This window comes from Spiribacter halobius, from assembly GCF_020883455.1.
Lineage (GTDB): Bacteria > Pseudomonadota > Gammaproteobacteria > Nitrococcales > Nitrococcaceae > Sediminicurvatus > Sediminicurvatus halobius.
This window is the reverse complement of sequence record NZ_CP086615.1, coordinates 193,586-215,015: the sequence shown is the minus strand read 5'-3', so window position 1 is coordinate 215,015 and position 21,430 is coordinate 193,586. Positions and strand designations below refer to the sequence as shown.

The following is a 21,430-nucleotide window of genomic DNA, read 5'->3' as shown; positions in this document are numbered from 1 at the left end:
CCATGCGCATCCTGATCGTGCGCCTCTCCGCCCTCGGCGACATCGTGATGGCTTCCGGCCTGATCCCGGCGCTGCGCACGCGCTGGCCGGACGCGCACATCGCCTGGCTGGCCGAGCCGGCCGGCGCGGTGCTTCTGGACGCGAACCCCCGCGTCGACGAAGTGATCCGCTGGGACCGCCTGGGCTGGAAGGCGCTCGCCCGCGGCGGCCGTTGGCTCGCCCTCGGCCGTGCCGTGGCCGGGCTCCGCGGCCGTCTGCGCGCCGGGCAGTACGACCTGGTGCTCGACACCCAGGGCCTGCTGAAGAGCGCACTGCCCGCGTGGCTCTCTGCTGCGCCACGCCGCGTCGGCCTCGCCTCCCGCGAGGGCGGTCATCGCCTGATGACCGAGGTCGTTCAGCGCCCCGGGGACGGCCGGCGCCTGGGCTCCGAGTACCGGCAGCTCGCCGCGCACCTGGGATGTCCGGATACACCCTACGGCCCCGACCTCGCGCTGTCCGAAGCGGATCAGGCAGACGCCGCTCATGCCCTCGCGGCGGCCGGCGTGAACGGCCCCTATGCCGCGCTCTGCCCGTTTACCACGCGGGCGCAGAAGCACTGGTTCGAGGACCGGTGGATCGCACTCGGGCGGGCCCTTGCCGAGCGGCACGGGTTGCTGCCCGTCGTGCTGGGTGGCCCGGATGACCGCAGCGCCGCGGACACACTGGCCTCCGCCATGGGCGCGGGCGCCGTGACCCTGGCCGGGCGCCTGGGACTGCGGGCGAGTGCCGCGGCCGTCGCCGACGCCCGCCTCGTCGTCGGCGTGGATACGGCCCTGACGCACATGGGCACGGCCTTCCATCGGCCCACCGTGGCGCTGTTCGGCTCCACACGGCCCTATCTGGAGACGGACAGCCCCGGGACACGGGTACTCTACGAGCCGCTCTGGTGCTCCCCCTGCCGGCGCCGGCCCATCTGCGGCGGCGTGTTCAGCTGCATGCGGCTGCATCGTCCGGAGGGTGTGCTGGACGCCGCCGCCCGGGCCATGGAGGACGCCCCATGAAAGTCGTGCATGTGGAGGCTGGCCGCCACCTTTATGGGGGCGCCCTGCAGGTCGTCTTCCTGCTCGAGGGGCTGCAGGCACGGGGGATCGAGAGCGTCCTCGTCTGCCCCCCCGGTGCCGAGGTGGGCCGGCGGGCCCGCGAGCTTGGGATCGACGTACGTGAGATACCCCTCCGTGGCGATCACGACCTGCCGTTCATCCTGCGCCTGGTGCGCCTCCTGCGCCGGGAGCGCCCTGACATCCTCCACCTGCACAGTCGCCGCGGCGCCGACACCCTGGGCGGCATCGTCGGGCGCCTGGCCGGCGTGCCAACGGTGCTGTCGCGGCGCGTGGACAATCCGGAGCCGCGCTGGCTGGTGGCGGTCAAGTACCGGCTCTATGATCGGGTAATCACGATCTCGGAAGCGATACGGCAAGTGCTGCTGGAGGAGGGCGTGCGCCCGGAGAAGGCGGTCTGCGTCCACAGCGCCGTTGACACGGTACGCTATGCACCGCAAAAGCACTCGCACGCGCTGCAGGATGCGCTAGGGCTCTCGGGCGGAGGCCCAGTGATCGGCATGATCGCCCAGCTGATCCCGCGGAAAGGTCATCAGGCCCTGCTGGATGCGGCCCCGCAAGTGCTGGCAGCGCACCCCCAAGCTCACTTCGTACTTTTCGGCAGGGGGCCATTGCATCAGGAAATCGAGCAGGCGATCAGGGCGCGCAACCTGCAGGACAGCGTCCTGATGGCTGGTTTTCGTGACGACCTCCCGGTTTTGCTGCCCGAGCTCGACATCGTCGTCCACCCGGCAGAGATGGAGGGTCTCGGCGTGTCGCTGCTACAGGCTGCGGCCTGTGGCGTACCGGTGGTGGCGAGCCGCGCCGGCGGGATTCCGGAAGCCGTCGACGACTCTCACTCGGGCTATCTCGTGCCGCCCGGTGACACCAAGGCCCTGGCAACGGCCATCAATACCCTGCTGGCGGACGCATCGCTGCGACAGGCCATGGCAGGAAACGCGCGGGCGCTGGCAATGCAACGTTTTTCCTGCGCGGCCATGGTCAGCGGCAATCTTCACGAGTACCAGCGCCTGCAGGCGCGATAGCGAGGGCTAGCCCGAAGCCTGCGAACAGGAACCAGTAAAACCGCCAGTCGACGTTGAAAACACGGAAGTTCGTCGCCGCGCAGAGCAGGTGCAGGGCGAGACCGCTGATGATCAGAATCAGCATGGGTTTCGACACGGGTAGTCGCTCGCGAGCGAACCCAGCGATAGCAAGCGCAAGCGGCACGACAAACAGCACGACCCCGATCATGCCCAGTTCAGCTGGCAACTGAATCAGGAGGCTGTGCAGATCCTGGAACTTGGCCAGGTGTTCACTCCCGGAGCGGTCCAGCATCCATTTACCCATGCCCGGTCCCCAGCCGACCAGCGGCGCCTCCGCGAAACGCTCCATGCCCAACCGGTACATCTGGATGCGCGTTCCGATGGAGCCGTCGCCCACGTCGGACCAGCGACCCTCGATCACCGCCTGGTAAGTCTGCGACTCGGCCTGCAGCCGGTTCTGCACCATATCGGCGGCGTCGGTATACCAGACGGCCAGCGCCAGCAAGCCGGCGCCGCCGGCGACCGCAGCAGCAAGCGGCCAGTGCGCCGCCGCATGTCCGGCGGGGTTTGGCCGTGCCCGATAGCGAAACCAGAGCGCGGGAATCAGAACGACCAGGAACGCAAGCCAAGCACCACGAGATCGTGACGCCAGCAGAAGGAAGGCGACGGTCACCAGCAGCAAAGTCCAGAGGGCAGCCCGAATCCAGCGGTTTGGCTCGTCGACGCGCTGCGCTGCCATGTCAGGCGGCATGAGCAGCAGACCCAGCAAGGCGGCCGCAGCGTACTGACCGAGCGCGATGGCCGGCAGCCCGAGGCCGTCGCGCTGGCGGAAGAAGCGCAGGGGATCAGCCCAGTCGACCTCCACCAGGCGCCCGAGCACGAACCCGACAAGCGCCAGCAGGGCAACACGAAGCCAGTGTCTCGTCGAGGCGAAGCGCGCCAGCCACCACGCCGGCACCACCACAAGCGCCAGATAGGCATACCCGGCAGCCGCGTCGTAGAAACCAGCGGCCTGCTGGCCCGCAACGGGCCCCTGCATGGCCCAGAAGGCGACATAGGCCAGCCATACGGCGGCCCACGCCGCCAGGGGGCTGCGAATCAGCTGCCGGACTTCGCCGGTGATGCCATGAATGACGGTTGCCACCAGCATCAGCAGCAGAGCGGCATTGGCCCCTGCGGTACCGAGCCAGGCAAACAGGGCGAACCCGAGCAACCCCACATAGCCGATTCCGTCGGCGCCGCGGTGAATCCTCCCCAAGCCGGCATCGGCAGCAGGAGCAGTTCCCTCCCAATTTGTGGGAGCATGGTGTGTTTTCATGCGGTAATTTCGGTGCTGGATGGCTGACGGCAGGGAAACCCACGGCATCTCACGTGTGGGCATCTTCGCGCCCTCGCTCGGCGATGGCGGCGTGGAGCGCATGCTGATCAATCTGGCGGGCGGTTTCAATAAGCTCGGTCTCACCGTGAGCCTGGCCTGTGCGACGGATAGCCCGCCTTACCTCGATCGCACCAGCGCCTCACCATTGCTTCAGATCTGGCACCTCGGCAGGACGGCACCGATCCGGGACGAGGCCGAGCGTTGGCTGCGACACACCGGGTGCGACGTCACCCTATCGGCGAAAGACCGCGACTGCCGGATACTGCTGGAGGCGCGAAACCGTTCGCGGCTTCCGATTCCCGTCATCTACCGATGTGGCACGGACCTGCGTGCCCGGCTTGCCGGACGTAGCGCCTTTCGCCGCTGGCGTGAGCGGCGCCGAGTCAGACAACTGCTTGGCGGTGTCGACGGAGTCACCGGCAACTCCGTCGGCGTCTGCAACTCGATGGACGCATTCGGCGCCCTCACCCCGTCGAGACTCATCCGCAATCCGGTCATTACCGATGCGCTTCTGGAGGCCACCAGCCGTCCACCCCGACACCCGTGGCTGCGGCAGAAGGCAGGCCCGGTGATCGTCGCAGTCGGACGGCTTGCCTCGGTCAAGGACTTCCCGACCCTCCTCGAGGCCTTTGCGATGCTGCCGCGGGAGATGGGGGCTCGGCTTATCATCCTCGGCGAAGGTCGTTGCCGGCAACGGCTGGAATCTTTGACCCGATCACTAGGCCTTGAGGATACGGTCTCCATGCCGGGCTTCACCGCGGACCCCTACCCGGAAGTTGCAGCCTCGGACGCACTGATAGTCAGCTCCCGCCGTGAAGGCTCGCCCAATGCACTGATCGAGGCGATGGCCCTAGGTGTTCCGGTCGCCGCGACGGACTGCCCCAGCGGCCCTGCCGAGATCCTCGATCAGGGCCGCTGGGGTCCGCTGGTTCCCGTTGGTGACCCCCACGCGCTTCATCTCGCAATCCGCCAGATCCTCGACCGACCTGTGCCGACCGAGAGGCTACGTGAGGCTGTGTCAGACTATCGTGAGGAGGCGTCCGCGGAAGCCTACCTGGATTTTTTCCGATCGCTTCAGTCGCATTTCACACCCGGTCACTGATCACTGCCAGATGCAGCCGGGGCGCTTACCTTCTTCGGATCAGTTCGCTTACAGGCAAACTTCGCGATGACATCCAGCGTGTGCCAGGGTTCCGCTAGCGGCGTGACGCTTGCGCTGTTCATGGCCACCTCCGGCCATAGCGGCGTGGACCGGGTGGTGGCCAACCTCCTGACTGGGATGGTGCGCCTCGGGTACCGGCCCGAGCTGCTGCGCATCCGCGATCACGGCCCTTATCTGCCGGAGACGCCCGAGCTATCCGAGGTCAGCCAGGTCTCGCTACCGGCCGAACACGTGAATACCGCGCTACCGGCACTGGTCCGTTACCTGAGGAGCAAACGTCCGGATTGCCTGCTTACCGACAAGTACAAGGTCAATCGGATCGCGCTTACCGCCCGCTGGCTTAGCGGTACCACCACCCGGCTTGCGCTTCGCATAGGCACGACAGTGTCCGTCGACCTGGCAAGCCGTGGGCGTCTCGATCGGGTCTTCGAGCGCTGGTGTTTCCGTCATCTCTATCCCGCGACGGACGCCGTGATCATGCCTTCACGCCAGGCCGCGGACGATCTGGAGCGGCTTGCCGGGTGGCCGGACGGACGCGTGACCGCTGTCCCCAGCCCGATTGTCGATACGGAGCGCTTCCGGGCGATTCCGCGCCCGGACCACCCCTGGTTCCGGGATGGATCAGTGCCGGTGATCGTGGGTGCCGGTGAGCTCTGCGGCAGGAAGGACTTCGAGACTCTCCTGCGTGCGTTTGCGAGGCTGCGTCAGAACCGTCCCGCAAGGCTGGTCATCCTCGGCCGCGGCGGCCGCCTCGAGCGGCTGAGACGCGTAGCCGGCGAGCTGGGCGTTGCCGAGGAGGTCGACTTCCCAGGCTTCGTCAGCCGTCCGGAGATGTACATGGCCCATGCCAGCGCCTTCGCACTGACGTCGCGCTGGGAGGGAGCCCCGGTGGTGCTGATCGAGGCGTTGGCCTGCGGCACCCCCGTGGTCAGCACCGACTGCCCGAGCGGCCCCCGCGAAATTCTCGGGAACGGGCGCCACGGCCCGCTGGTGCCGATGGGCGACGACGCAGCACTGGCGAACGCCCTGCGCACGCTGATTGACGCTCCGCCCGATCCGGACCAGTTGCGGGCGGCAGCCCGACCATACGAGCTGGAGGCGAGTGCCCTGGCCTACCTGAGGGCCATGGGCGCGGTATCGGGGGACGATGCCTGATGTGCGGCATCGCCGGCCTCTGTCTCCGTGACGCCGTTGACCCGGGCGCGCTTGCTCCGGTGCTCGCGGCCCTCGCCCACCGCGGCCCGGACGACCGCGGCGTCTGGGCGGAGGGCAGCATCGGGCTTGCGCATACGCGGCTGTCGATCATTGACCTGGCCGGGGGTCATCAGCCCATCACCTCGGACGACGGGCGGCTGGTACTGGTGGCCAACGGTGAGATCTACAACCACGTCGAGCTGCGGACTGAGCTCGAGGCGATGGGTTACCGGTTCCGCACGCACTCCGACTGCGAGGTGATCGTGCAGGGCTATCTGGCCTGGGGCGAGGCGGTGCTGGAGCGGCTGCACGGGATGTTCGCCTTCGCCCTGCGCGACGGGGCGCGCGGGGCGGTGCTGCTGGCGAGGGACCGGCTCGGCATCAAGCCGCTGTTCCTGCGCCGCCGGGGCGATGGGTTCGCCTTCGGCTCGGAGTTGAAGGCGCTGCGGCCGCTCGCCGGGAGGCCGGAGGTCAATCCCGAGGGCCTAGCGGAGTACTTCGCCCACCAGTTCGCGGCGGGCCCGCGCACGCTGTGGGCGGACACGGAGCGGGTGCTGCCCGGGGAAGCGCTGTGGCTGCGGGATGGCGCGATCGAGCGGCGCTGGCAGTACTGGCGCGCGCGGGACGTCCGACCCGCCTCGCTTTCCCTCGGTGAGGCGGAGGAGGCCTTCGACGGGCTCTTCGAGCAGGTTCTGCGGGAGCATCTGCGCTCGGATGTGCCCATCGGCCTGTTCCTCTCCGGCGGGGTGGACTCCAGCATCCTCTGCGCGCGCCTGCCCGACCTGCACAACGAGCCGCTGGAGGCCTACGGCGTCGGCTTCCAGGGCCACGGCATGACCGACGAGCTGCCGCTGGCGCAGGCCGTAGCCGGGCGCTTCGGCGTCGCCTTCCATCCGGTACGCCCGCCGATCGAGGCCCTGCTCGGTGCCCTGCCGGCCTCGGTCTGGGCCGCGGACGAGCTGATGCGGGACTTCGCCAGCCTGCCCACCCTGCTGCTCGCCGAGGGCGCGGCGGGCCGGCACAAGGTGATCTTCTCCGGCGAGGGCGGGGACGAGGCCTTCGCCGGCTATGGCCGCTACCACCCCGGGCGCCTGGAGACGCTCGCCAAGCGGCTGCTGCGCCCCGGCAGCGGCGGCTTCCGCACCCGCGGCACCGTTCCCGGGCGGCTCAAGCGCGCCCTGTACGGTGATGCCCTGCTCTCCGCCGACCGGGCGAGCCGCGACCCGTTCATCCGCGCCTGGCAGGAAGCCCCGGGCGACTGGAGCGACCTTCAGCGCCGGCAGTACGTGGACCTGATGACGGCACTGCCGGACAACCTGCTGGTGAAGGCGGACCGCATGCTCATGCACCACGGCATCGAGGGCCGGGTGCCCTTCCTGGATCATCGGGTGGTGGAGTTCGGGCTGGCTCTGCCGGATCATCTCAAGGTCCGCGACGGGCAGGGCAAGTGGTTCCTCAAGCACTGGGCCTCGCGCTACCTGGACCGGGGCGCGCTTTTCGCGCGCAAGCGCGGCTTCCACGTGCCGTTCCGCAGCCAGGTTGCAGGCGAGCGCCTGGCGCGGCTGGGCCGGGCACTGCCGGACCATCCGGCGGTGCGGGCCCACCTGCGGCCGCAGGGCGTCCGCCGGCTGCTCGCCGCGGATGCCCGTGCCGACCGGCTCAGCCAGGCCGGTTTCGCGGTGTTCCAGTTCGCCCTCTGGCACCGGATGTTCATCGACGGCGACGGCGCGCGGCCCGACGCCGGAGCGGATCCCATCGCCCTGATCGAGGAAGCCTCGTGAGCAGCCCGCGCCTGGCCGTCGTCATGGCGTTCTCCGGGGCTGGTGGCGTGGAGCGCATGGTCCTGAACCTGCTGGCCGGCCTGCAGGCGGAGGGCCCATCGGAGCTTGCCATCGACCTGATCCCGATCCGCGCCGGCAACCTGCCCCGCGAGCGCGTACCCGAAGGCGTGCGGGTGGTGGATCTCGGCCTGCGGCACAGCACATTGGCGGCACGCGCGCTCGCCGGCTATCTGCGGCGGGAGCGCCCCGATGCGGTGCTCACGGCGAAGGACCGAGCCATTCGTGCGACGGTCTCCGCCCGCCGTCTTGCCGGCGTCGAGACGCGCATCGTCGGGCGGCTCGGCACCAATCTCTCCGCGGCCCTTGCAGGGCAGGGTGCCCTGCGGCGCTGGCTGCGCCAGGCACCCATGCGCCGTCTCTACCGGGACGTGGACGCCATTGTCGCCGTCTCCGAGGGCGTCGCCGAGGATACCCGGGCGATCACCGGACTGCCGGCGGGGCGGGTGCTCGTGGTGCGCAACCCGGTGGTCACGCCCGAGCTGGCCATGCAGGCCCAGGCACCGGTTGATCACCCCTGGCTACAGCCGGGCGCCGAGGTGCCCGTCATCCTCGGCGCCGGGAGGCTCACGAGGCAGAAGGACTTCCCTACCCTCATCCGCGCGTTCGCGACGCTACGGCGTCACCGGCCCGCCCGGCTGGTGATCCTGGGCGAGGGCGGCGAGCGCGGGGCGCTGGAGCGGTCGATCGCGGAGCTCGGGCTCGGTGATGACGTCGCACTGCCAGGCCACCAGAAGAACCCCTGGGCCTGGATGGCTCGCGCCAGCCTGTTCGTCCTCTCCTCCGCCTGGGAGGGCTCGCCCAACGTGCTCACCGAGGCCATCGCCTGCGGCACGCCGGTGGTCGCCACCGACTGCCCGAGCGGCCCGCGGGAGCTGCTCGAGGACGGGCGCTACGGACACCTCGTGCCGGTGGGCGACGCCGCCGCGCTTGCCGAAGCCATGCATCGCACGCTTGAGGCGCCGCTACCCGCGGAGACGCTGCGCGAGGCAGCGGCGGAGTACACGGTGGCCGCTAGTGCGCGGGGATACCTGCAGACCCTGCGGCTGGCGCAAGCGGAGGCGGAGCGGTCGCCCCTGGGTGACTGACGTTGGGGAGTTCGCGGCGAGGGCGCCGCTCTCACCAGCGCGCCCGATGACCGGTATGGTATCGGTTTGCCTGCCACGGATCCCGGGCTAAGGTTGCGCGTGCACGGCCAGCGTATCCGAGGCGGTGCGGGCGCAGCCTGAGACAGGAAACGGAAACCCGAAAAGCCTCCCTATGCTGATCTCCTACTCCCACCGCTTTCTGTTCGTGCACATTGCCAAGACCGGCGGCACCAGCATCCGCGCGGCACTGCGGCGCTACCGGTGGGGTTGGCCGTACACGGCGCCGCTGGCGCTGTGCAGCGTCATGAGCCAGATGACCCGCCCGAAGCACGCGCTGGGCATCAAGTTCCCGCGTCATGCCAAGGCCATCGCGGCGAAGGAGATGCTGCCCGCGGAGGTCTACGAGGGGCTTTTCAAGTTCGCGGTGGTGCGCAACCCGTGGGATCTGCAGGTGAGCTCGTTTCATCATCTGCGCCGGGAGCATCCGCAGCGCATGGAGGGGATCGGCGACTTCGCCGCGTTTCTGCGGCACAAGTTCGACCCCGCGCGGGATACGGACTACCTCTTCGATATCTCCCAGGAGCGCCAGTGGGAGTATCTGTGCGACCTGGAGGGCCGACGCATCGTCGACTACGTGGCCCGCTACGAGAACCTCGAGGCGGACTTCCGGGAGGCCTGCGCCCGCATCGGTATCGAGCCGCCGCCGCTGCCCCACCGGCGCAAGGCAGCGGACCGGCGCGGCTACCGGGACTACTACGACGATGACCTGCGCGCGCTGGTGGCCAAGCACTACGCGCGGGATATCGAGGAGTTCGGGTATAGCTTTTGATCCCGGGGTGACACCGGGCCCGGGATTCGCGGCGAGGGCACCGCGCCCACACGCCAATCCCGCCGCCTCGGGATTATGCACCCCCTTGGGGGCGCGGCCTCGCGCCGAATGCGCCGCGCTTCGCGCCGCATTCCGGTGAAGAGCCAAGGGCTATCCGGCCGACCGTGATGGCAGCCAGCACGCGGGACGTCGCACGCCGCGTTGCGGCGCACGACCTACGGCGCAGATTCCCTAGGTGACAGCCAGCCGTCGCGGCTCACCCAGCGCTTGTAGGGGTTGGTCTCGCCCGCGGGCGGGCGGGAGAAGCGGCGGTAGGTCCACTGGTACTGCTCGGGGCGCTCGCGGACGATGCGCTCGATGGCGGCGTTCATCGCCGTGGCGGCACGCAGCGGGTCGGGATCGGTGACCGGCTCCTCGACGCTGCAAAAGTGCAGGCGGTAACCGGAGGCCCGGGGCAGGCGCTCGGCCCAGGCGATGACCACCGGCGCCCGGCTGCGCGCCGCCAGCTTGCAGAACAGCGTCATGGTCTTGGCCGGCACGCCGAAGAAAGGCGCGTGGACCCCTTCCCCCGGCGGCTGCTGGTCGGGCAGCACGCCCACCGCCTCGTTGTTGCGCAGGGCGCGCAGGAGGCCGCGCACGCCGGCGGTGCCCGCGGGCCACTGGCGGGCGCCCGTGCGCGCCCGGCGCCCCACCAGGATCGGCTCGAGATAGGGCTGCCGCGGGGGCCGGTAGAGCGCATGCAGCGGCATGCGCGCGGCCACCCACACCTGGAGCAGCTCCCAGGCGCCATGGTGAGGAGCAAGGATCAGCACGCCGCGGCCCCCGGCGCGGGCCGCCTCCAGCACCTCCGCGCCCTGCACCTCCCGCACCAGCGCCAGGTTGCGCGCCGGCGCCCGATACCAGAACACGGCGAGCTCCGTCAGGCCCTTGGCGGACTCGCGCAGCGCGGCGCGGGCGAGCGCCCGGCGCTCGGCCAGCGGACGGTCACCGAAGCAGAGCTCGATATTGACCCGGCAGGTGTGGCGCTCCGCATTGGGCAAGCGGTCCGCGAGCCGGCCGAGGCCGCTGCCCAGGGCGTGCAGCCAGCGCAGCGGCAACCGCGCGACCGCCCGGAGCAGGCCTTCCAGCAAGCGGGCGCGGAGGCCCGGCGAGGGGGTGCTAGCCGGCATGGCACAGCGAAGCGCGGGCGGGGCTTGCGATCACTCCCGGCGGTGGTGCTCGGCGAGCGCGGGGTCTTTCGGATCGAAGTCGCGCAGGGTGTACTCGGCACCGCAGTAGGGGCACTTGCCCTCACCGGTCTTGTGAATCGGGATGTACACCTTCGGGTGGCTGTTCCAGAGATACATGCCGGGCATCGGGCAGGACAGCGGCAGGTCGTCCACCGTCACCTCGTAGCGATGCTCTGCGTTGGGCTGGATGAGGTCTTTGCGGTCGTGGGTCTGCGGATCCGGCACGATATGCTCCTGCTGGGTCAGGCCACGGGGGTGAGCCATTCCGGGTGGGCCTCGCGGCGGCCCTCCACCTGGGCGAAGAAGCGCTCCTGGAGGTCGGCGGTGACCGGGCCGCGGCGGCCCTCGCCGATGGGGCGGTCGTCGAGCTCGCGGATGGGGGTGACCTCCGCGGCGGTGCCGGTGAAGAAGGCCTCGTCGCAGACGTAGACCTCGTCGCGGGTGATGCGCCGCTCGCGGATCTCGTAGCCGGCCTCGCGGGCCAGCGTCATCACCGCGTCGCGGGTGACGCCGGCGAGCGCGGAGGCGAGCTCCGGGGTATGGATGACGCCATCACGCACGAGGAAGAAATTCTCCCCCGAGCCCTCGGCGACGAAACCGTCGGTGTCGAGCAGCAGCGCCTCGTCGTAGCCGCAGGCCACCGCCTCCTGCAGCGCCAGCATGGAGTTGATGTAATGGCCGTTGGCCTTGGCCCGGCACATGGTGACGTTGACGTGATGGCGCGCGAACGAGGACGTGCGCACGCGGATGCCGCGCTCGATGTTCTCGGCGCCCAGGTAGGAGCCCCACTCCCAGGCGGCGATGATGAGGTGGACCTGGAGATTGTCGGCGCGCAGGCCCATGCCTTCGGCGCCGTAGAAGGCCATCGGCCGGATATAGGCGCTTTTGAGGCCGTTCTCGCGCACCGCCTGACGGCAGGCCTCGGCCACCTCGACCTGGCTCCAGGGCAGCGTCATGCCGAGGATCTTGGCGGAGTCGAAGAAGCGGCGCACGTGCTCCGGCAGGCGGAACACCGCCGGCCCCTGATCGGTGTGGTAGGCGCGGATACCCTCGAAAACCCCGAGGCCGTAGTGCAGCGTGTGGGTGAGGACGTGGATCCGGGCGTCCCGCCAGGGGACGAGCTCCCCGTCCATCCAGATCACGCCGTCGCGGTCGGCCATGCTCATGCGCGGCTCTCCTTGGAATCGGTCGCCGGCTCGCCGGCCGCTTCCCCGCCCATCACGCGCTCCCAGACGTCGGTGACCGCGGCGCGGGCCTCAGCGATCTCGTCCTCCGGCACCAGCGCCGGGGCCTCCTGGAGGGTGAGCCGGTGCAGCCGGCCGCGGTAGGCGCGGTAGGCGTCGGCGAGGACGCGGGTGTGCTCGGCGGCGAGCACGCCGCCCCGCTCGAGCTCGTCGAGAAGGCGGATGTTGTCGGTGTAACGCAGCAGGCCGGGGTAGTCCGAGGCCCCGGCCAGCACGCCGTATTGAACCACGAATTCGATATCCGCGATACCGCCCCGCTCCTGCTTGAGGTCGAACAGGCCTGGCTTGCGCGCGGCCTTCTCCCGGCGCATGCGCTCGCGCATCTGGCGGACGGACTCGCGCAGCTCGTCCCGATCCCGAGGCTGAGTGAGAATCTCCCGGCGCACCTCGCGGAAGCCCTCGGCCAGGCGTTCCAGGCCGGCGACCACCCGTGCCCGCACCAGCGCCTGGTGCTCCCAGGTCCAGGCCTGGCGGCGCTGGTAGTCGGCGAAGGCCTCGAGGCTGGTGGTGAGCAGCCCCGACTTGCCGCTCGGGCGCAGGCGCGTGTCCACCTCGTAGAGCACGCCGCCCGGGGTGGGCGTGCTCAGCATGTGGATGATCCGCTGCGCGAGGCGCGCGAAGAACACCGCCGGCTCCACCGGCTTGTCGCCGTCGGTGGCGGCACCCGCCGGTACCGGGTCGTGCAGGAACACCAGGTCCAGGTCGGAGCCGTAGCCGAGCTCGAAGGAGCCGAGCTTGCCGTAGGCGACGATGGCAAAGCCCGCGGGATCGCCATCCTCGCGGTGCGGTTCGCCGTAGCGGCTGCGCACATGGTGCCAGGCGAGCCGCAGCACTGCCTCCAGGACCACCTCGGCGATGTCGGTGAGGTAGTCGCTTACCAGCATCACCGGAATGGCCTCGCCGAGGTCCGCGGCGGCGACGCGCAGCACGTGGCTCTGCTTGAAGTGCCTCAGCACCTCCATCTGTCGCTCGAGATCGTCCGCACCCACGGCCTCCAGGCGCTCGGCGAGGTCGCGCTCCAGAGCCTGACGCCCGAGCGGGGCATAGAGGGTGCGCGGGTCCAGCAGCTCGTCCAACAGCATCGGGTGCAGGGCGAGGAAGCGCGCGATCCAGGGGCTGCCGCCGGCGAGACGCACCAGCTGCGAGAGCGCCATGGGGTGCTCGTTGAGCAGTGACAGGTAGGCCGTGCGGCGCACGATACCTTCGAGCAGGGCGAGCAGGCGCTCGATGGTGGCGTCCGGGTGGTCGGCGCCGGCGGCGGCGGCCAGCAGCATGGGCATCAGCCGGTCCAGTCGCGTGCGGCCCTGGGCGGACAGGGCGCGCACGCTATGCCCATCGCGGAACTGCAGCAGCCGCTGGCGCACCCGCGCCGGCTCGGCAAAGCCCTCGGCCGCCAGAACCTCGTCCGCGGTCTCCTCGTCCAGCAGCCCCTGCCAGACGTCGGGGAGGTCGGGCGCATCGGTACTCTCGGCATCGTCCTCCTGCTGCGGGGCGACGAAGACCTGATCGAAGTGGCCCTGCACCTTGCGTCGCCAGCCGTCCAGCTCGGCGCGGAAGCTCGACCAGTCCCGCGCGCCCATGGCGAGCACCAGCCGTGTCCGGTCGGGCTCGGCGGCGGGCAGGTCGTGGCCCTGGCGGTCATGCATGGCCTGTATGCGGTTCTCCGTGCGGCGCAGGAAGCGGTAGGCCGCCGCCAGCTCGTCCCGCGCCCGGGGCGGCAGCTGGCCGTGCTCGGCGAGGTAATCCAGCACCGGCAGCAGGCGGCGCTCGCGCAACTCCGGGGCCTGGCCGCCGCGGATGAGCTGGAAGGCCTGGCCGATGAACTCCACCTCGCGGATGCCGCCGCGGCCGAGCTTGATGTTGTCCGCAAGGCCGCGGCGCTTCACCTCGCGGGCAATCATCCCCTTCATCTCGCGCAGGGACTCCAGCGCCCCATAGTCGAGATAGCGCCGGTAGACGAAGGGCGTCAGCGTCTTCAGCAGCTCCGCGCCCTGTGCCTGGTCGCCGGCCACTACCCGGGCCTTGACCAGCGCATAGCGCTCCCATTCGCGGCCCTGCTCCTGGTAGTACAGCTCCATGGCCGGGAAGCTCATCGCCAGCGGGCCACTGTCGCCGTAAGGGCGCAGGCGCATGTCGACCCGGAACACCTGGCCATCCGCCGTCTGCTGGTCGAGCGCGGCGATCAGCTGGCGCCCGAGCCGCGCGAAGAACTCCTCGTTGGTACGGGGGCGCTCGCCATCGGTCTCGCCGACGTCCGGGTAGGCGAAGATCAGGTCGATGTCGGAGGAGAAATTGAGCTCCTCGCCGCCGAGCTTGCCCATGCCGAGGACCACCAGGCGCTGGGCCTCGCCGTCGGCATTGCGGGGCGTGCCCCAGCGCTCGCAGAGCGCGGCGTAGAGGTGCTCCAAGGCCTCGTCGAGGCAGCAGTCGGCGAGCCGGGAGAGATCCCGCAGCACCTCCTCGAGCCCGGCGCGGCCGGTGAGATCGCGCCAGGCGATGCGCAGCATCTCCCGCTCGCGGAAACGGCGCAGCGTGCGGTGCAGGCCGGCCTCGTCGGCGACGTCCGCGAGCCGCGCCCGCAGGCGGTCCCGGTGCCCCTGCTCGCCGTAGTCCGCGGCGAGGTCGCTGCTGGCCACCAGCTCCGGCAGCAGGCCTGGGCTACGCAGGCAGACGCGGCTCACGAACTCGCTCATGGCCCAGACCCGCGGCAGCTCGGCCGCCACGGCGTCGTCCGGAGGCAGGCCGGGGTCGTCGGGCAGGCGCTCCAGCGCCGTGCGCACCGGCGCCTGCAGATTCTCCGGCAACGCTGCGAGCGCCTGGGCCACGGGCTTCGGGAGGGTGTCGATATCCATGGCCGGAGCTTAGACGGCGCAACCTGCCGTGGACAATCGCTTTCCCGCTACCTGTGCTCCACGCCGGGTCGTGGCCTTGTTGTTCAACACAACGACACAACGGGCACAACGACTCACAACGAGGAGAGACGTTGTATTGCGGGGGACAGACGCTGCCGCGACCGTCGATTGAAGGCCTCGGCCCTCGTCGCGGCGAAAGCCTGGTCTATCCCCCCGTTGTGCATCGTTGTGCCCGTGGTGTCGTTGTGTTGAACAACCACGCGCGCAACGTGCCACGCGCCGGAGCCGGAAACAGAAAGCCCCGCACGGGGCGGGGCTTTGGTTTGGGCACCGGGGGCCGGGCTTACATCATGCCCATGCCGCCCATGCCGCCCATGTCGCCCATGCCACCGCCGGCGCTGTCGTCGTCATCCTTCGGATGCTCGGCGATCATCGCCTCGGTGGTGATCATGAGGCCGGCGACGGAGGCCGCGTTCTGCAGCGCGGTACGGGTGACCTTGGTCGGGTCGAGGATACCCATCTCGACCAGGTCGCCGTACTCCTCGGTCTGGGCGTTGTAGCCGAAGTTGCCCTCGCCGTCGCGAACCTTGTTCACGACCACCGAGGAATCCTCGCCGCAGTTGTACACGATCTGCCGCAGCGGCTCCTCGAGGGCGCGCCGGACGATGCTGATGCCGACGTTCTGGTCCTCGTTGTCGCCCTTCACGCCGTCAAGGCCCTTGAGCGCACGGACCAGCGCCACGCCGCCGCCGGGGACGATGCCCTCCTCGACCGCCGCACGGGTGGCGTGCAGGGCGTCCTCGACGCGGGCCTTCTTCTCCTTCATCTCGATCTCGGAACCGGCGCCGACCTTGATCACCGCGACACCGCCGGCGAGCTTGGCGACCCGCTCCTGGAGCTTCTCGCGGTCGTAGTCGGAGGTGGCGTCCTCGATCTGCTTGCGGATCTGCTCGACGCGACCCTTGATCTCGTCGGCCCGGCCGCCGCCGTTGACGATGGTGGTCTCTTCCTTGGAGACGTTCACCTTCTTGGCGGTGCCAAGGTCGTCCAGCGTCGCCTTCTCGAGGGTGAGACCCACTTCCTCGGAAATCACCGTGCCGCCGGTGAGGACGGCGATGTCCTGCAGCATGGCCTTGCGGCGGTCACCGAAGCCGGGCGCCTTCACGGCGGCGACCTTGACGATGCCGCGGATGCTGTTGACCACCAGCGTCGCCAGGGCCTCGCCCTCGATGTCCTCGGCCACCAGCAGCAGCGGGCGGCTGGACTTGGCCACGCTCTCCAGCAGCGGCAGAAGCTCCCGGATGTTCGAGATCTTCTTGTCGCAGAGCAGGATGTAGGGGTCCTCCAGCTCGGCGGCCATGCTCTGCTGGTTGTTGATGAAGTAGGGGCTCAGGTATCCGCGATCGAACTGCATGCCCTCGACGACATCCAGCTCGTTCTCGAGGCCGGTGCCCTCCTCGACGGTGATGACGCCTTCCTTGCCCACCTTCTTCATCGCGTCGGCGATGATCTCGCCGATGGCGGTGTCGGAGTTGGCGGAGATGGCGCCCACCTGGGCGATGGCCTTGTCGGTGTCACAGGGCTTGGAGAGCTTCTTCAGCTCCTCCACGGCCGCGGTGACGCCCTTGTCCACGCCGCGCTTCAGGTCCATCGGGTTCATGCCGGCGGCGACCGCCTTCATGCCCTCGCGCAGGATGGCCTGGGCGAGCACGGTGGCGGTGGTGGTGCCGTCACCGGCCGCGTCGGAGGTCTGCGAGGCCACCTCCTTCACCATCTGCGCGCCCATGTTCTCGAACTTGTCCTTGAGCTCGATCTCCTTGGCGACGGAGACGCCGTCCTTGGTCACGGTCGGGGCACCGAAGGACTTCTCCAGCACCACGTTGCGGCCGCGCGGGCCGAGGGTGACCTTCACCGCGTTGGCGAGCACGTTGACGCCCGCGACCATGCGATGACGGGCGTCCTCGGCGAAACGTACATCTTTGGCTGCCATATTCGTCTTCCTCTTCGTATCCGGATTCTGTCGGGATCGCTAAGGCCTGTCAGCAGGAGGCTGACTAGCCCTCGATAACCGCCATCACGTCGTCTTCGCGCATGACCAGGACCTCGTCCTCACCGAGCTTGACCTCGGTGCCGGCAAACTTGCCGAACAGGACCTTGTCACCCACCTTGACGTCGAGCGGGCGCACCTCGCCGTTGTCCAGGCGCTTGCCCGTGCCCACGGCGACCACCTCGCCCCGGATGGGCTTCTCGGCGGCGCTGTCGGGGATCACGATGCCACCGGGGGTGGTGCGCTCCTCCTCCATTCGCTTGACGACTACTCGATCGTGCAGAGGGCGAAGATTCATCGGCCTTTCTCCCTGTCCCGTTGTTGGTGATCAGCTTCGCGTGCCGTTCCCCGGCGGACCGGTTGTTAGCACTCGCCGCTGGTGAGTGCTAATGATATTGACCGCAGTCAGGCCGTCAATACCCGCCGGGCGGCGGCTGCGTCGGGTGTTGGGGCCGGCGGTGGTACAATTCAAGCCCGTTCAGCGGCACCATTGCGCCGCGCAGGTCCGGCCACGGCCGGGCACCTGGACACCAATGCCACCCGACTTGCGCCGCAGAGGAGGACTTCCGGTGAGCGAGCGCATCGTCACCCTCACCACCTGTCCCAGCCGGAACGTCGCCGAGCGCATCGCCGACGCCCTGGTGGAGGGCCGGCACGCGGCGTGTGTGAACATCATCCCGGGGCTCACCTCCGTCTATCGCTGGCAGGGCCGCATCGAGCACGACGAGGAGCTGCTGCTGGTGGCCAAGACCACCGGCGACGCGTATCCGGGGCTGGAGCGGACCGTACTTGCCCTGCACCCGGACGAACTCCCGGAGATCGTCGCGGTCCCCGTGCAGACTGGCCTCGCCGGCTATCTGCAGTGGGTGAGCGAAGAGACCGCGGGAGACGCCTGACCATGCCCCATCGCCTGCGCGCCCTGGTCGCGCTGCTGTGCCTCGCCTTCAGCGCCGGCGTCGCTGCCCAGGGCGGGGTGCTCGAGCGCCTGTTCGGCGGCGATGAGTCCGGCGGCGCCGGCAGCGTGCTCCCGGTGGAGCAGGCCTTCCCGCTCTCGGTGACGCCCAACGGCGAGCGCAGCTACGCCGTGCAGGTGGACGTCGCCGAGGGCTACTACCTCTACCTCGAGCGCTTCGACTTCACCGCCACCGGCACCGACGCCGAAATCGTGCGCGTCGAATACCCCCCGGCGACGGAGAAGGAGGACGAATTCTTCGGCCGCCAGGCGGTGTTCACGGACCCTGTCACCATCGACCTGGCCTTCGATGCCCCGCCGGGCGAGAGCGCAGGGCTCGCGGTGAGCCTGCAGGGCTGCGCCGAGGTGGGCGTGTGCTATCCGCCCTATCGGGTGGACGTGGACCTCGCCGGGGGCGAGCCACGCTACGCCATCGACGGGGCGGCGCCGGCGGCGGGGGGCGCGCCCCCGGCTGATGCCGGGTCGGCCGGCGGATCCGGCGCCGGCCCCGTTGCCGGAAGCGCCGCGGGCTCCGCGGATGCAGCCCCGGCCGTGAGTAATGGCGGCACCCTGGCCGGCCAGGCGACGGGCCAGCTCAGCGGGCTGCTCGGCAGCGGCAGCCTGCCCGCGGTTCTCGGCGGCTTCTTCGCCGCCGGCCTGCTGCTCGCCTTCACCGCCTGTCTCTACCCCATGATCCCCATCCTCTCCGGGCTTATCGCCGGCGACCGGCAGCGCAGCGGCGGGCTGCGGGCCTTCGCCCTGTCGCTGGTCTATGTCGAGGCGACGGCGCTTACCTATGCGCTGGCCGGCGTCGCCGCCGGGCTCACGGGTGCCGCCGTGCAGGCGGATCTGCAGGGCCCCTGGGTGCTCGGCAGCGTGGCGGCCCTGTTCGTGCTGCTGGCGCTGTCCATGTTCGGCGCCTTCGAGCTGCGCGTACCCAGCGGCCTGCAGACGCGCCTTACGGCGCTGTCCAACCGTCAGCGTGGCGGCACGTGGCTCGGCGTGGCGCTCATGGGCATGCTCTCCGCACTCATCGTCGGCGCCTGCTCGGGGCCGGCACTGATCGCCGCGCTGGTGTTCATCGGCACCACCGGCGACGCCTGGCTCGGCGGCCTGGCGCTGTTCACTCTAGCCAACGGCATGGGTCTGCCGCTGCTGCTCATCGGTACCGCGGCCGGCCGCTGGCTGCCGCGCAGCGGGCCGTGGATGGCGGGCGTGCGCGGTCTGTTCGGGGTCGGCTTCCTGGCGGTGGCACTGTGGCTGCTGGAGCGCTTCCTGCCAGCGCCGCTGACCCTCGGCCTCTGGGGCCTGCTGCTGCTCGGCTGCGGTGTCTGGCTCGGCGGCCTCGAGCGGCTGCGCCCGCGCGCAGGTGCCTGGCCGCGGCTCGGCAAGGCCGCGGGCCTTGCCCTGGTGATCTGGGGCGCGGTGGCGCTGATCGGCGCCGCCGGTGGTGGGCGCGATGTGCTGCAACCCCTGACCGGGTTCCAGGGCGGGGGCGGTGAGCCCGCGAGCGAGCGCGTCGCCTTTCGCAGTATCGACTCCCTCGCCGAGCTGGAGGACGCGGTGACCCGCGCCAGCGCCGCCGGGCGGCCGGTGCTGCTGGACGTCTATGCCGACTGGTGCGTCTACTGCGTGCAGCTCGACGAGCGCACCTTCACCGACGCCGGGGTACGCGAGACCCTGGCGGACGCCATCCTGCTGCGCGCCGACGTCACCGCCATGACGCCCGCCCACCGTGAGCTGCTGGAGGCGTTGCAGGTGTATCTGCCGCCGGCGGTGATCTTCTACGGCCCCGACGGCCGCGAGCGCCGCGAGCAGCGGGTGGTGGGCTTCCTCGGGCCGGAGCGCTTTATCGAGCGGGCGCGCAGCGGGCTCTACGGGCAGACGGGATGAGCAGCGGCCTGCGCCTCGCGCTGCTGGTGCTGCTGGCGGCGGTGCTCGGCGCCGGTGGGGGCATCGGCGGGGTGTACTGGTATCAGCAGGCCCAGCAGCCGGAGACCGTGCAGCGGCCGGCCTTCAGCCTGCCCGATCTGGCAGGAGACACGCGCTCCATCACGGAATGGGACGGCCGCATCGTGGTGCTCAACTTCTGGGCGACGTGGTGCGCACCCTGCCGCGAGGAGATCCCTCTGTTCACCGAGCTGCAGGCACGCTACGGAGACGAGGGCGTACAGTTCCTTGGCGTGGCCATAGACCGGCGCGAGGCCATTACGGAGTACCTAGACCGGGTCGAGATGGGCTATCCCACGCTCTACGGCATGCAGGCGGCGATGGACGTCGCCGCCAGCTACGACAACCATGCCGGAACGCTGCCCTACACCGTGATCATCGACCGCGACGGCGACATCCGCCATTACTTCCGCGGCCAGGTCCACCGGGAGGATTTGCAGCCGATCCTCGCGGAGCTCGTCCGCAGCGGCTGAGCCGCGGGCAATTTACCCATACTGGTTGCGATCTGCGCCGATCCTCGGCAAACGGAACGTTGCCGTGGACAAGCTCGCTGCCCCTGGTCCAGAATCCGCGCACCGGTCCGCTGTCGCGGGCCCGTCTTCAAGGGGAGACGCCGCATGACCCGGGTGCTGGTGCTCCACGGCCCCAATCTCAATCTGCTCGGCAGCCGAGAGCCCGGCCTCTACGGGCACACCACGCTGGCCGACATCGACAGCCGCCTGGCCGAGATCGGTCGCGAGGCCGGTGCCACGGTGGAGTGCTTCCAGAGCAACGCCGAGCACGAGCTCGTGGCGCGCATCCAGCAGGCCGAGGCCGTGGACGCCATCGTCATCAACCCGGCGGCCTTCACCCATACCAGCGTCGCGCTGCGCGACGCGCTGCTCGCCGTGGGCGTCCCCTTCATCGAGGTCCACCTGTCCAACGTCCATGCCCGCGAACCCTTCCGCCGGCACTCCTACCTTTCCGATGTCGCCGCCGGCGTCATCGTCGGGCTTGGGCCGCTGGGCTACGAACTCGCGCTGCAGGCCGCCCTGCAGCAGGCAAAACGAGACTGAGAACCCCATGGATATCCGCAAGATCAAACGCCTGATCGAGCTCCTGGACGAATCCGGCGTCAACGAGATCGAGATCCGGGAAGGCGAGGAGGCGGTACGTATCACCCGGGCCGCGCCCTACAGCGCCCCGCCGCCCACCGTGCACTACCAGGCGCCGCCGGCCCAGGCCGCGCCACCCCAGCCCGCACAGCCGGCTCCGCAGGCCGCCGACCGCGCCGAGGGCGAGGCGCCGGCGGAGCCGAGCGGCCACCTCGTCCGCTCGCCCATGGTGGGGACGTTCTACCGCGCGCCCTCGCCGCAGTCGCCCTCCTTCGTCGAGGAAGGCCAGCAAGTGGCCGAGGGCGATGTGCTCTGCATCATCGAGGCGATGAAGATGCTCAACCAGATCGAGGCGGACCGCGGCGGCGTCGTGCGCAGCATCCTCGTGGAGAACGGGCAGCCGGTGGAGTTCGACCAGCCGCTGTTCGTGATCGAGTGACGGGCGCGCAAG

19 protein-coding genes are annotated in these 21,430 nt (G+C 70.0%); 12 read left to right on the top strand and 7 right to left on the bottom strand.

The genetic code is table 11. From position 1 onward, the window contains the following. The first annotated feature begins 2 nt into the window (after positions 1 to 2). The gene (locus LMH63_RS00980; protein ID WP_109676361.1) at positions 3 to 1,040 is read left to right on the top strand and encodes a glycosyltransferase family 9 protein; all 1,038 of its coding nucleotides are present in this window, start codon (positions 3 to 5) and stop codon (positions 1,038 to 1,040) included. Continuing rightward, positions 1,037 to 2,122: a glycosyltransferase gene (locus tag LMH63_RS00975; RefSeq protein WP_109676363.1), complete on the top strand. Its 1,086-nt coding sequence runs from the start codon at positions 1,037 to 1,039 to the stop codon at positions 2,120 to 2,122. The genes LMH63_RS00980 and LMH63_RS00975 overlap by 4 nt, the downstream gene beginning before the upstream one ends. On the opposite strand, the gene LMH63_RS00970 is transcribed toward LMH63_RS00975, so the two are convergent. Beyond that, a complete protein-coding gene (locus LMH63_RS00970) occupies positions 2,079 to 3,503 on the bottom strand; it encodes an O-antigen ligase family protein (protein ID WP_229332681.1) in 1,425 nt (474 codons plus the stop codon). The two genes, LMH63_RS00975 and LMH63_RS00970, sit on opposite strands and share 44 nt — an antisense overlap. Here LMH63_RS00970 and LMH63_RS00965 point away from each other — a divergent pair. The 5 genes from LMH63_RS00965 (at position 3,496) to LMH63_RS00945 (ending at position 9,611) form a co-directional block, all read left to right on the top strand. Then, a complete protein-coding gene (locus tag LMH63_RS00965; RefSeq protein ID WP_229332680.1) occupies positions 3,496 to 4,602 on the top strand; it encodes a glycosyltransferase in 1,107 nt (368 codons plus the stop codon). The two genes, LMH63_RS00970 and LMH63_RS00965, sit on opposite strands and share 8 nt — an antisense overlap. 66 nt (positions 4,603 to 4,668) lie before the next feature. Next, entirely contained in the window at positions 4,669 to 5,817 is a 1,149-nt protein-coding gene (locus LMH63_RS00960; protein ID WP_109676367.1) for a glycosyltransferase, read from the top strand. Next, complete coding sequence (asnB, locus tag LMH63_RS00955; protein WP_109676369.1) at positions 5,817 to 7,637, top strand: asparagine synthase (glutamine-hydrolyzing); 1,821 nt, start codon at positions 5,817 to 5,819, stop codon at positions 7,635 to 7,637. The genes LMH63_RS00960 and asnB overlap by 1 nt, the downstream gene beginning before the upstream one ends. Then, the gene (locus tag LMH63_RS00950; protein WP_229332679.1) at positions 7,634 to 8,782 is read left to right on the top strand and encodes a glycosyltransferase; all 1,149 of its coding nucleotides are present in this window, start codon (positions 7,634 to 7,636) and stop codon (positions 8,780 to 8,782) included. The genes asnB and LMH63_RS00950 overlap by 4 nt, the downstream gene beginning before the upstream one ends. A 172-nt stretch (positions 8,783 to 8,954) precedes the next feature. Beyond that, on the top strand, positions 8,955 to 9,611 hold the full coding sequence (locus LMH63_RS00945; RefSeq protein WP_109676371.1) for a sulfotransferase family 2 domain-containing protein: 657 nt from the start codon (positions 8,955 to 8,957) through the stop codon (positions 9,609 to 9,611). Positions 9,612 to 9,826: 215 nt separating this feature from the next. Here the strand turns inward: LMH63_RS00945 and LMH63_RS00940 are convergent, their stop codons facing one another. The 6 genes from LMH63_RS00940 to groES form a co-directional block, all read right to left on the bottom strand. Then, entirely contained in the window at positions 9,827 to 10,780 is a 954-nt protein-coding gene (locus LMH63_RS00940; RefSeq protein WP_109676373.1) for an LpxL/LpxP family acyltransferase, read from the bottom strand. Positions 10,781 to 10,810: 30 nt separating this feature from the next. Further along, positions 10,811 to 11,065 (bottom strand): zinc-finger domain-containing protein, encoded by a 255-nt coding sequence (locus LMH63_RS00935; RefSeq protein ID WP_109676531.1) that lies wholly within the window; start codon positions 11,063 to 11,065, stop codon positions 10,811 to 10,813. A gap of 17 nt (positions 11,066 to 11,082) precedes the next feature. Then, positions 11,083 to 12,006 (bottom strand): branched-chain amino acid transaminase, encoded by a 924-nt coding sequence (locus LMH63_RS00930; RefSeq protein ID WP_109676375.1) that lies wholly within the window; start codon positions 12,004 to 12,006, stop codon positions 11,083 to 11,085. After that, positions 12,003 to 14,936, bottom strand: coding sequence for a bifunctional [glutamate--ammonia ligase]-adenylyl-L-tyrosine phosphorylase/[glutamate--ammonia-ligase] adenylyltransferase (gene glnE / locus LMH63_RS00925; RefSeq protein WP_109676378.1), 2,934 nt, complete (start codon positions 14,934 to 14,936; stop codon positions 12,003 to 12,005). Before glnE ends, LMH63_RS00930 begins: the two co-directional genes overlap by 4 nt. Positions 14,937 to 15,279: 343 nt before the next feature. Next, on the bottom strand, positions 15,280 to 16,926 hold the full coding sequence (gene groL / locus LMH63_RS00920; protein WP_109676380.1) for a chaperonin GroEL: 1,647 nt from the start codon (positions 16,924 to 16,926) through the stop codon (positions 15,280 to 15,282). 64 nt (positions 16,927 to 16,990) lie between these two features. Further along, complete coding sequence (gene groES, locus LMH63_RS00915; RefSeq protein ID WP_109676381.1) at positions 16,991 to 17,281, bottom strand: co-chaperone GroES; 291 nt, start codon at positions 17,279 to 17,281, stop codon at positions 16,991 to 16,993. A 271-nt stretch (positions 17,282 to 17,552) separates the two neighbouring features. On the opposite strand from groES, the gene cutA reads away from it, so the two are divergent. The 5 genes from cutA (at position 17,553) to accB (ending at position 21,418) form a co-directional block, all read left to right on the top strand. Next, complete coding sequence (cutA, locus tag LMH63_RS00910; protein WP_229332678.1) at positions 17,553 to 17,879, top strand: divalent-cation tolerance protein CutA; 327 nt, start codon at positions 17,553 to 17,555, stop codon at positions 17,877 to 17,879. Between the two features lie 2 nt (positions 17,880 to 17,881). Further along, entirely contained in the window at positions 17,882 to 19,828 is a 1,947-nt protein-coding gene (gene dsbD, locus LMH63_RS00905; RefSeq protein WP_109676385.1) for a protein-disulfide reductase DsbD, read from the top strand. Further along, entirely contained in the window at positions 19,825 to 20,358 is a 534-nt protein-coding gene (locus tag LMH63_RS00900; RefSeq protein WP_109676387.1) for a TlpA family protein disulfide reductase, read from the top strand. Before dsbD ends, LMH63_RS00900 begins: the two co-directional genes overlap by 4 nt. Positions 20,359 to 20,502: 144 nt before the next feature. Then, a complete protein-coding gene (gene aroQ, locus LMH63_RS00895; protein WP_109676389.1) occupies positions 20,503 to 20,940 on the top strand; it encodes a type II 3-dehydroquinate dehydratase in 438 nt (145 codons plus the stop codon). A 7-nt stretch (positions 20,941 to 20,947) separates the two neighbouring features. Further along, positions 20,948 to 21,418 carry an acetyl-CoA carboxylase biotin carboxyl carrier protein gene (accB, locus tag LMH63_RS00890; RefSeq protein ID WP_109676391.1) on the top strand — a complete coding sequence of 157 codons (471 nt, stop codon included), beginning with the start codon at positions 20,948 to 20,950 and terminating at the stop codon, positions 21,416 to 21,418. Positions 21,419 to 21,430 lie beyond the last annotated feature (12 nt).

What these genes read in the sequence shown, in the direction of transcription:
- LMH63_RS00940 (WP_109676373.1), bottom strand. Translation starts at nt 10,780, where the DNA reads ATGCCGGCTAGCACCCCCTCGCCGGGCCTCCGCGCCCGCTTGCTGGAA.
- dsbD (WP_109676385.1), top strand. Translation starts at nt 17,882, where the DNA reads ATGCCCCATCGCCTGCGCGCCCTGGTCGCGCTGCTGTGCCTCGCCTTC.
- LMH63_RS00900 (WP_109676387.1), top strand. Translation starts at nt 19,825, where the DNA reads ATGAGCAGCGGCCTGCGCCTCGCGCTGCTGGTGCTGCTGGCGGCGGTG.
- groL (WP_109676380.1), bottom strand. Translation starts at nt 16,926, where the DNA reads ATGGCAGCCAAAGATGTACGTTTCGCCGAGGACGCCCGTCATCGCATG.
- accB (WP_109676391.1), top strand. Translation starts at nt 20,948, where the DNA reads ATGGATATCCGCAAGATCAAACGCCTGATCGAGCTCCTGGACGAATCC.
- LMH63_RS00975 (WP_109676363.1), top strand. Translation starts at nt 1,037, where the DNA reads ATGAAAGTCGTGCATGTGGAGGCTGGCCGCCACCTTTATGGGGGCGCC.
- LMH63_RS00930 (WP_109676375.1), bottom strand. Translation starts at nt 12,006, where the DNA reads ATGAGCATGGCCGACCGCGACGGCGTGATCTGGATGGACGGGGAGCTC.
- glnE (WP_109676378.1), bottom strand. Translation starts at nt 14,936, where the DNA reads ATGGATATCGACACCCTCCCGAAGCCCGTGGCCCAGGCGCTCGCAGCG.
- asnB (WP_109676369.1), top strand. Translation starts at nt 5,817, where the DNA reads ATGTGCGGCATCGCCGGCCTCTGTCTCCGTGACGCCGTTGACCCGGGC.
- LMH63_RS00960 (WP_109676367.1), top strand. Translation starts at nt 4,669, where the DNA reads ATGACATCCAGCGTGTGCCAGGGTTCCGCTAGCGGCGTGACGCTTGCG.
- aroQ (WP_109676389.1), top strand. Translation starts at nt 20,503, where the DNA reads ATGACCCGGGTGCTGGTGCTCCACGGCCCCAATCTCAATCTGCTCGGC.
- groES (WP_109676381.1), bottom strand. Translation starts at nt 17,281, where the DNA reads ATGAATCTTCGCCCTCTGCACGATCGAGTAGTCGTCAAGCGAATGGAG.
- LMH63_RS00970 (WP_229332681.1), bottom strand. Translation starts at nt 3,503, where the DNA reads ATGCCCACACGTGAGATGCCGTGGGTTTCCCTGCCGTCAGCCATCCAG.
- LMH63_RS00980 (WP_109676361.1), top strand. Translation starts at nt 3, where the DNA reads ATGCGCATCCTGATCGTGCGCCTCTCCGCCCTCGGCGACATCGTGATG.
- LMH63_RS00945 (WP_109676371.1), top strand. Translation starts at nt 8,955, where the DNA reads ATGCTGATCTCCTACTCCCACCGCTTTCTGTTCGTGCACATTGCCAAG.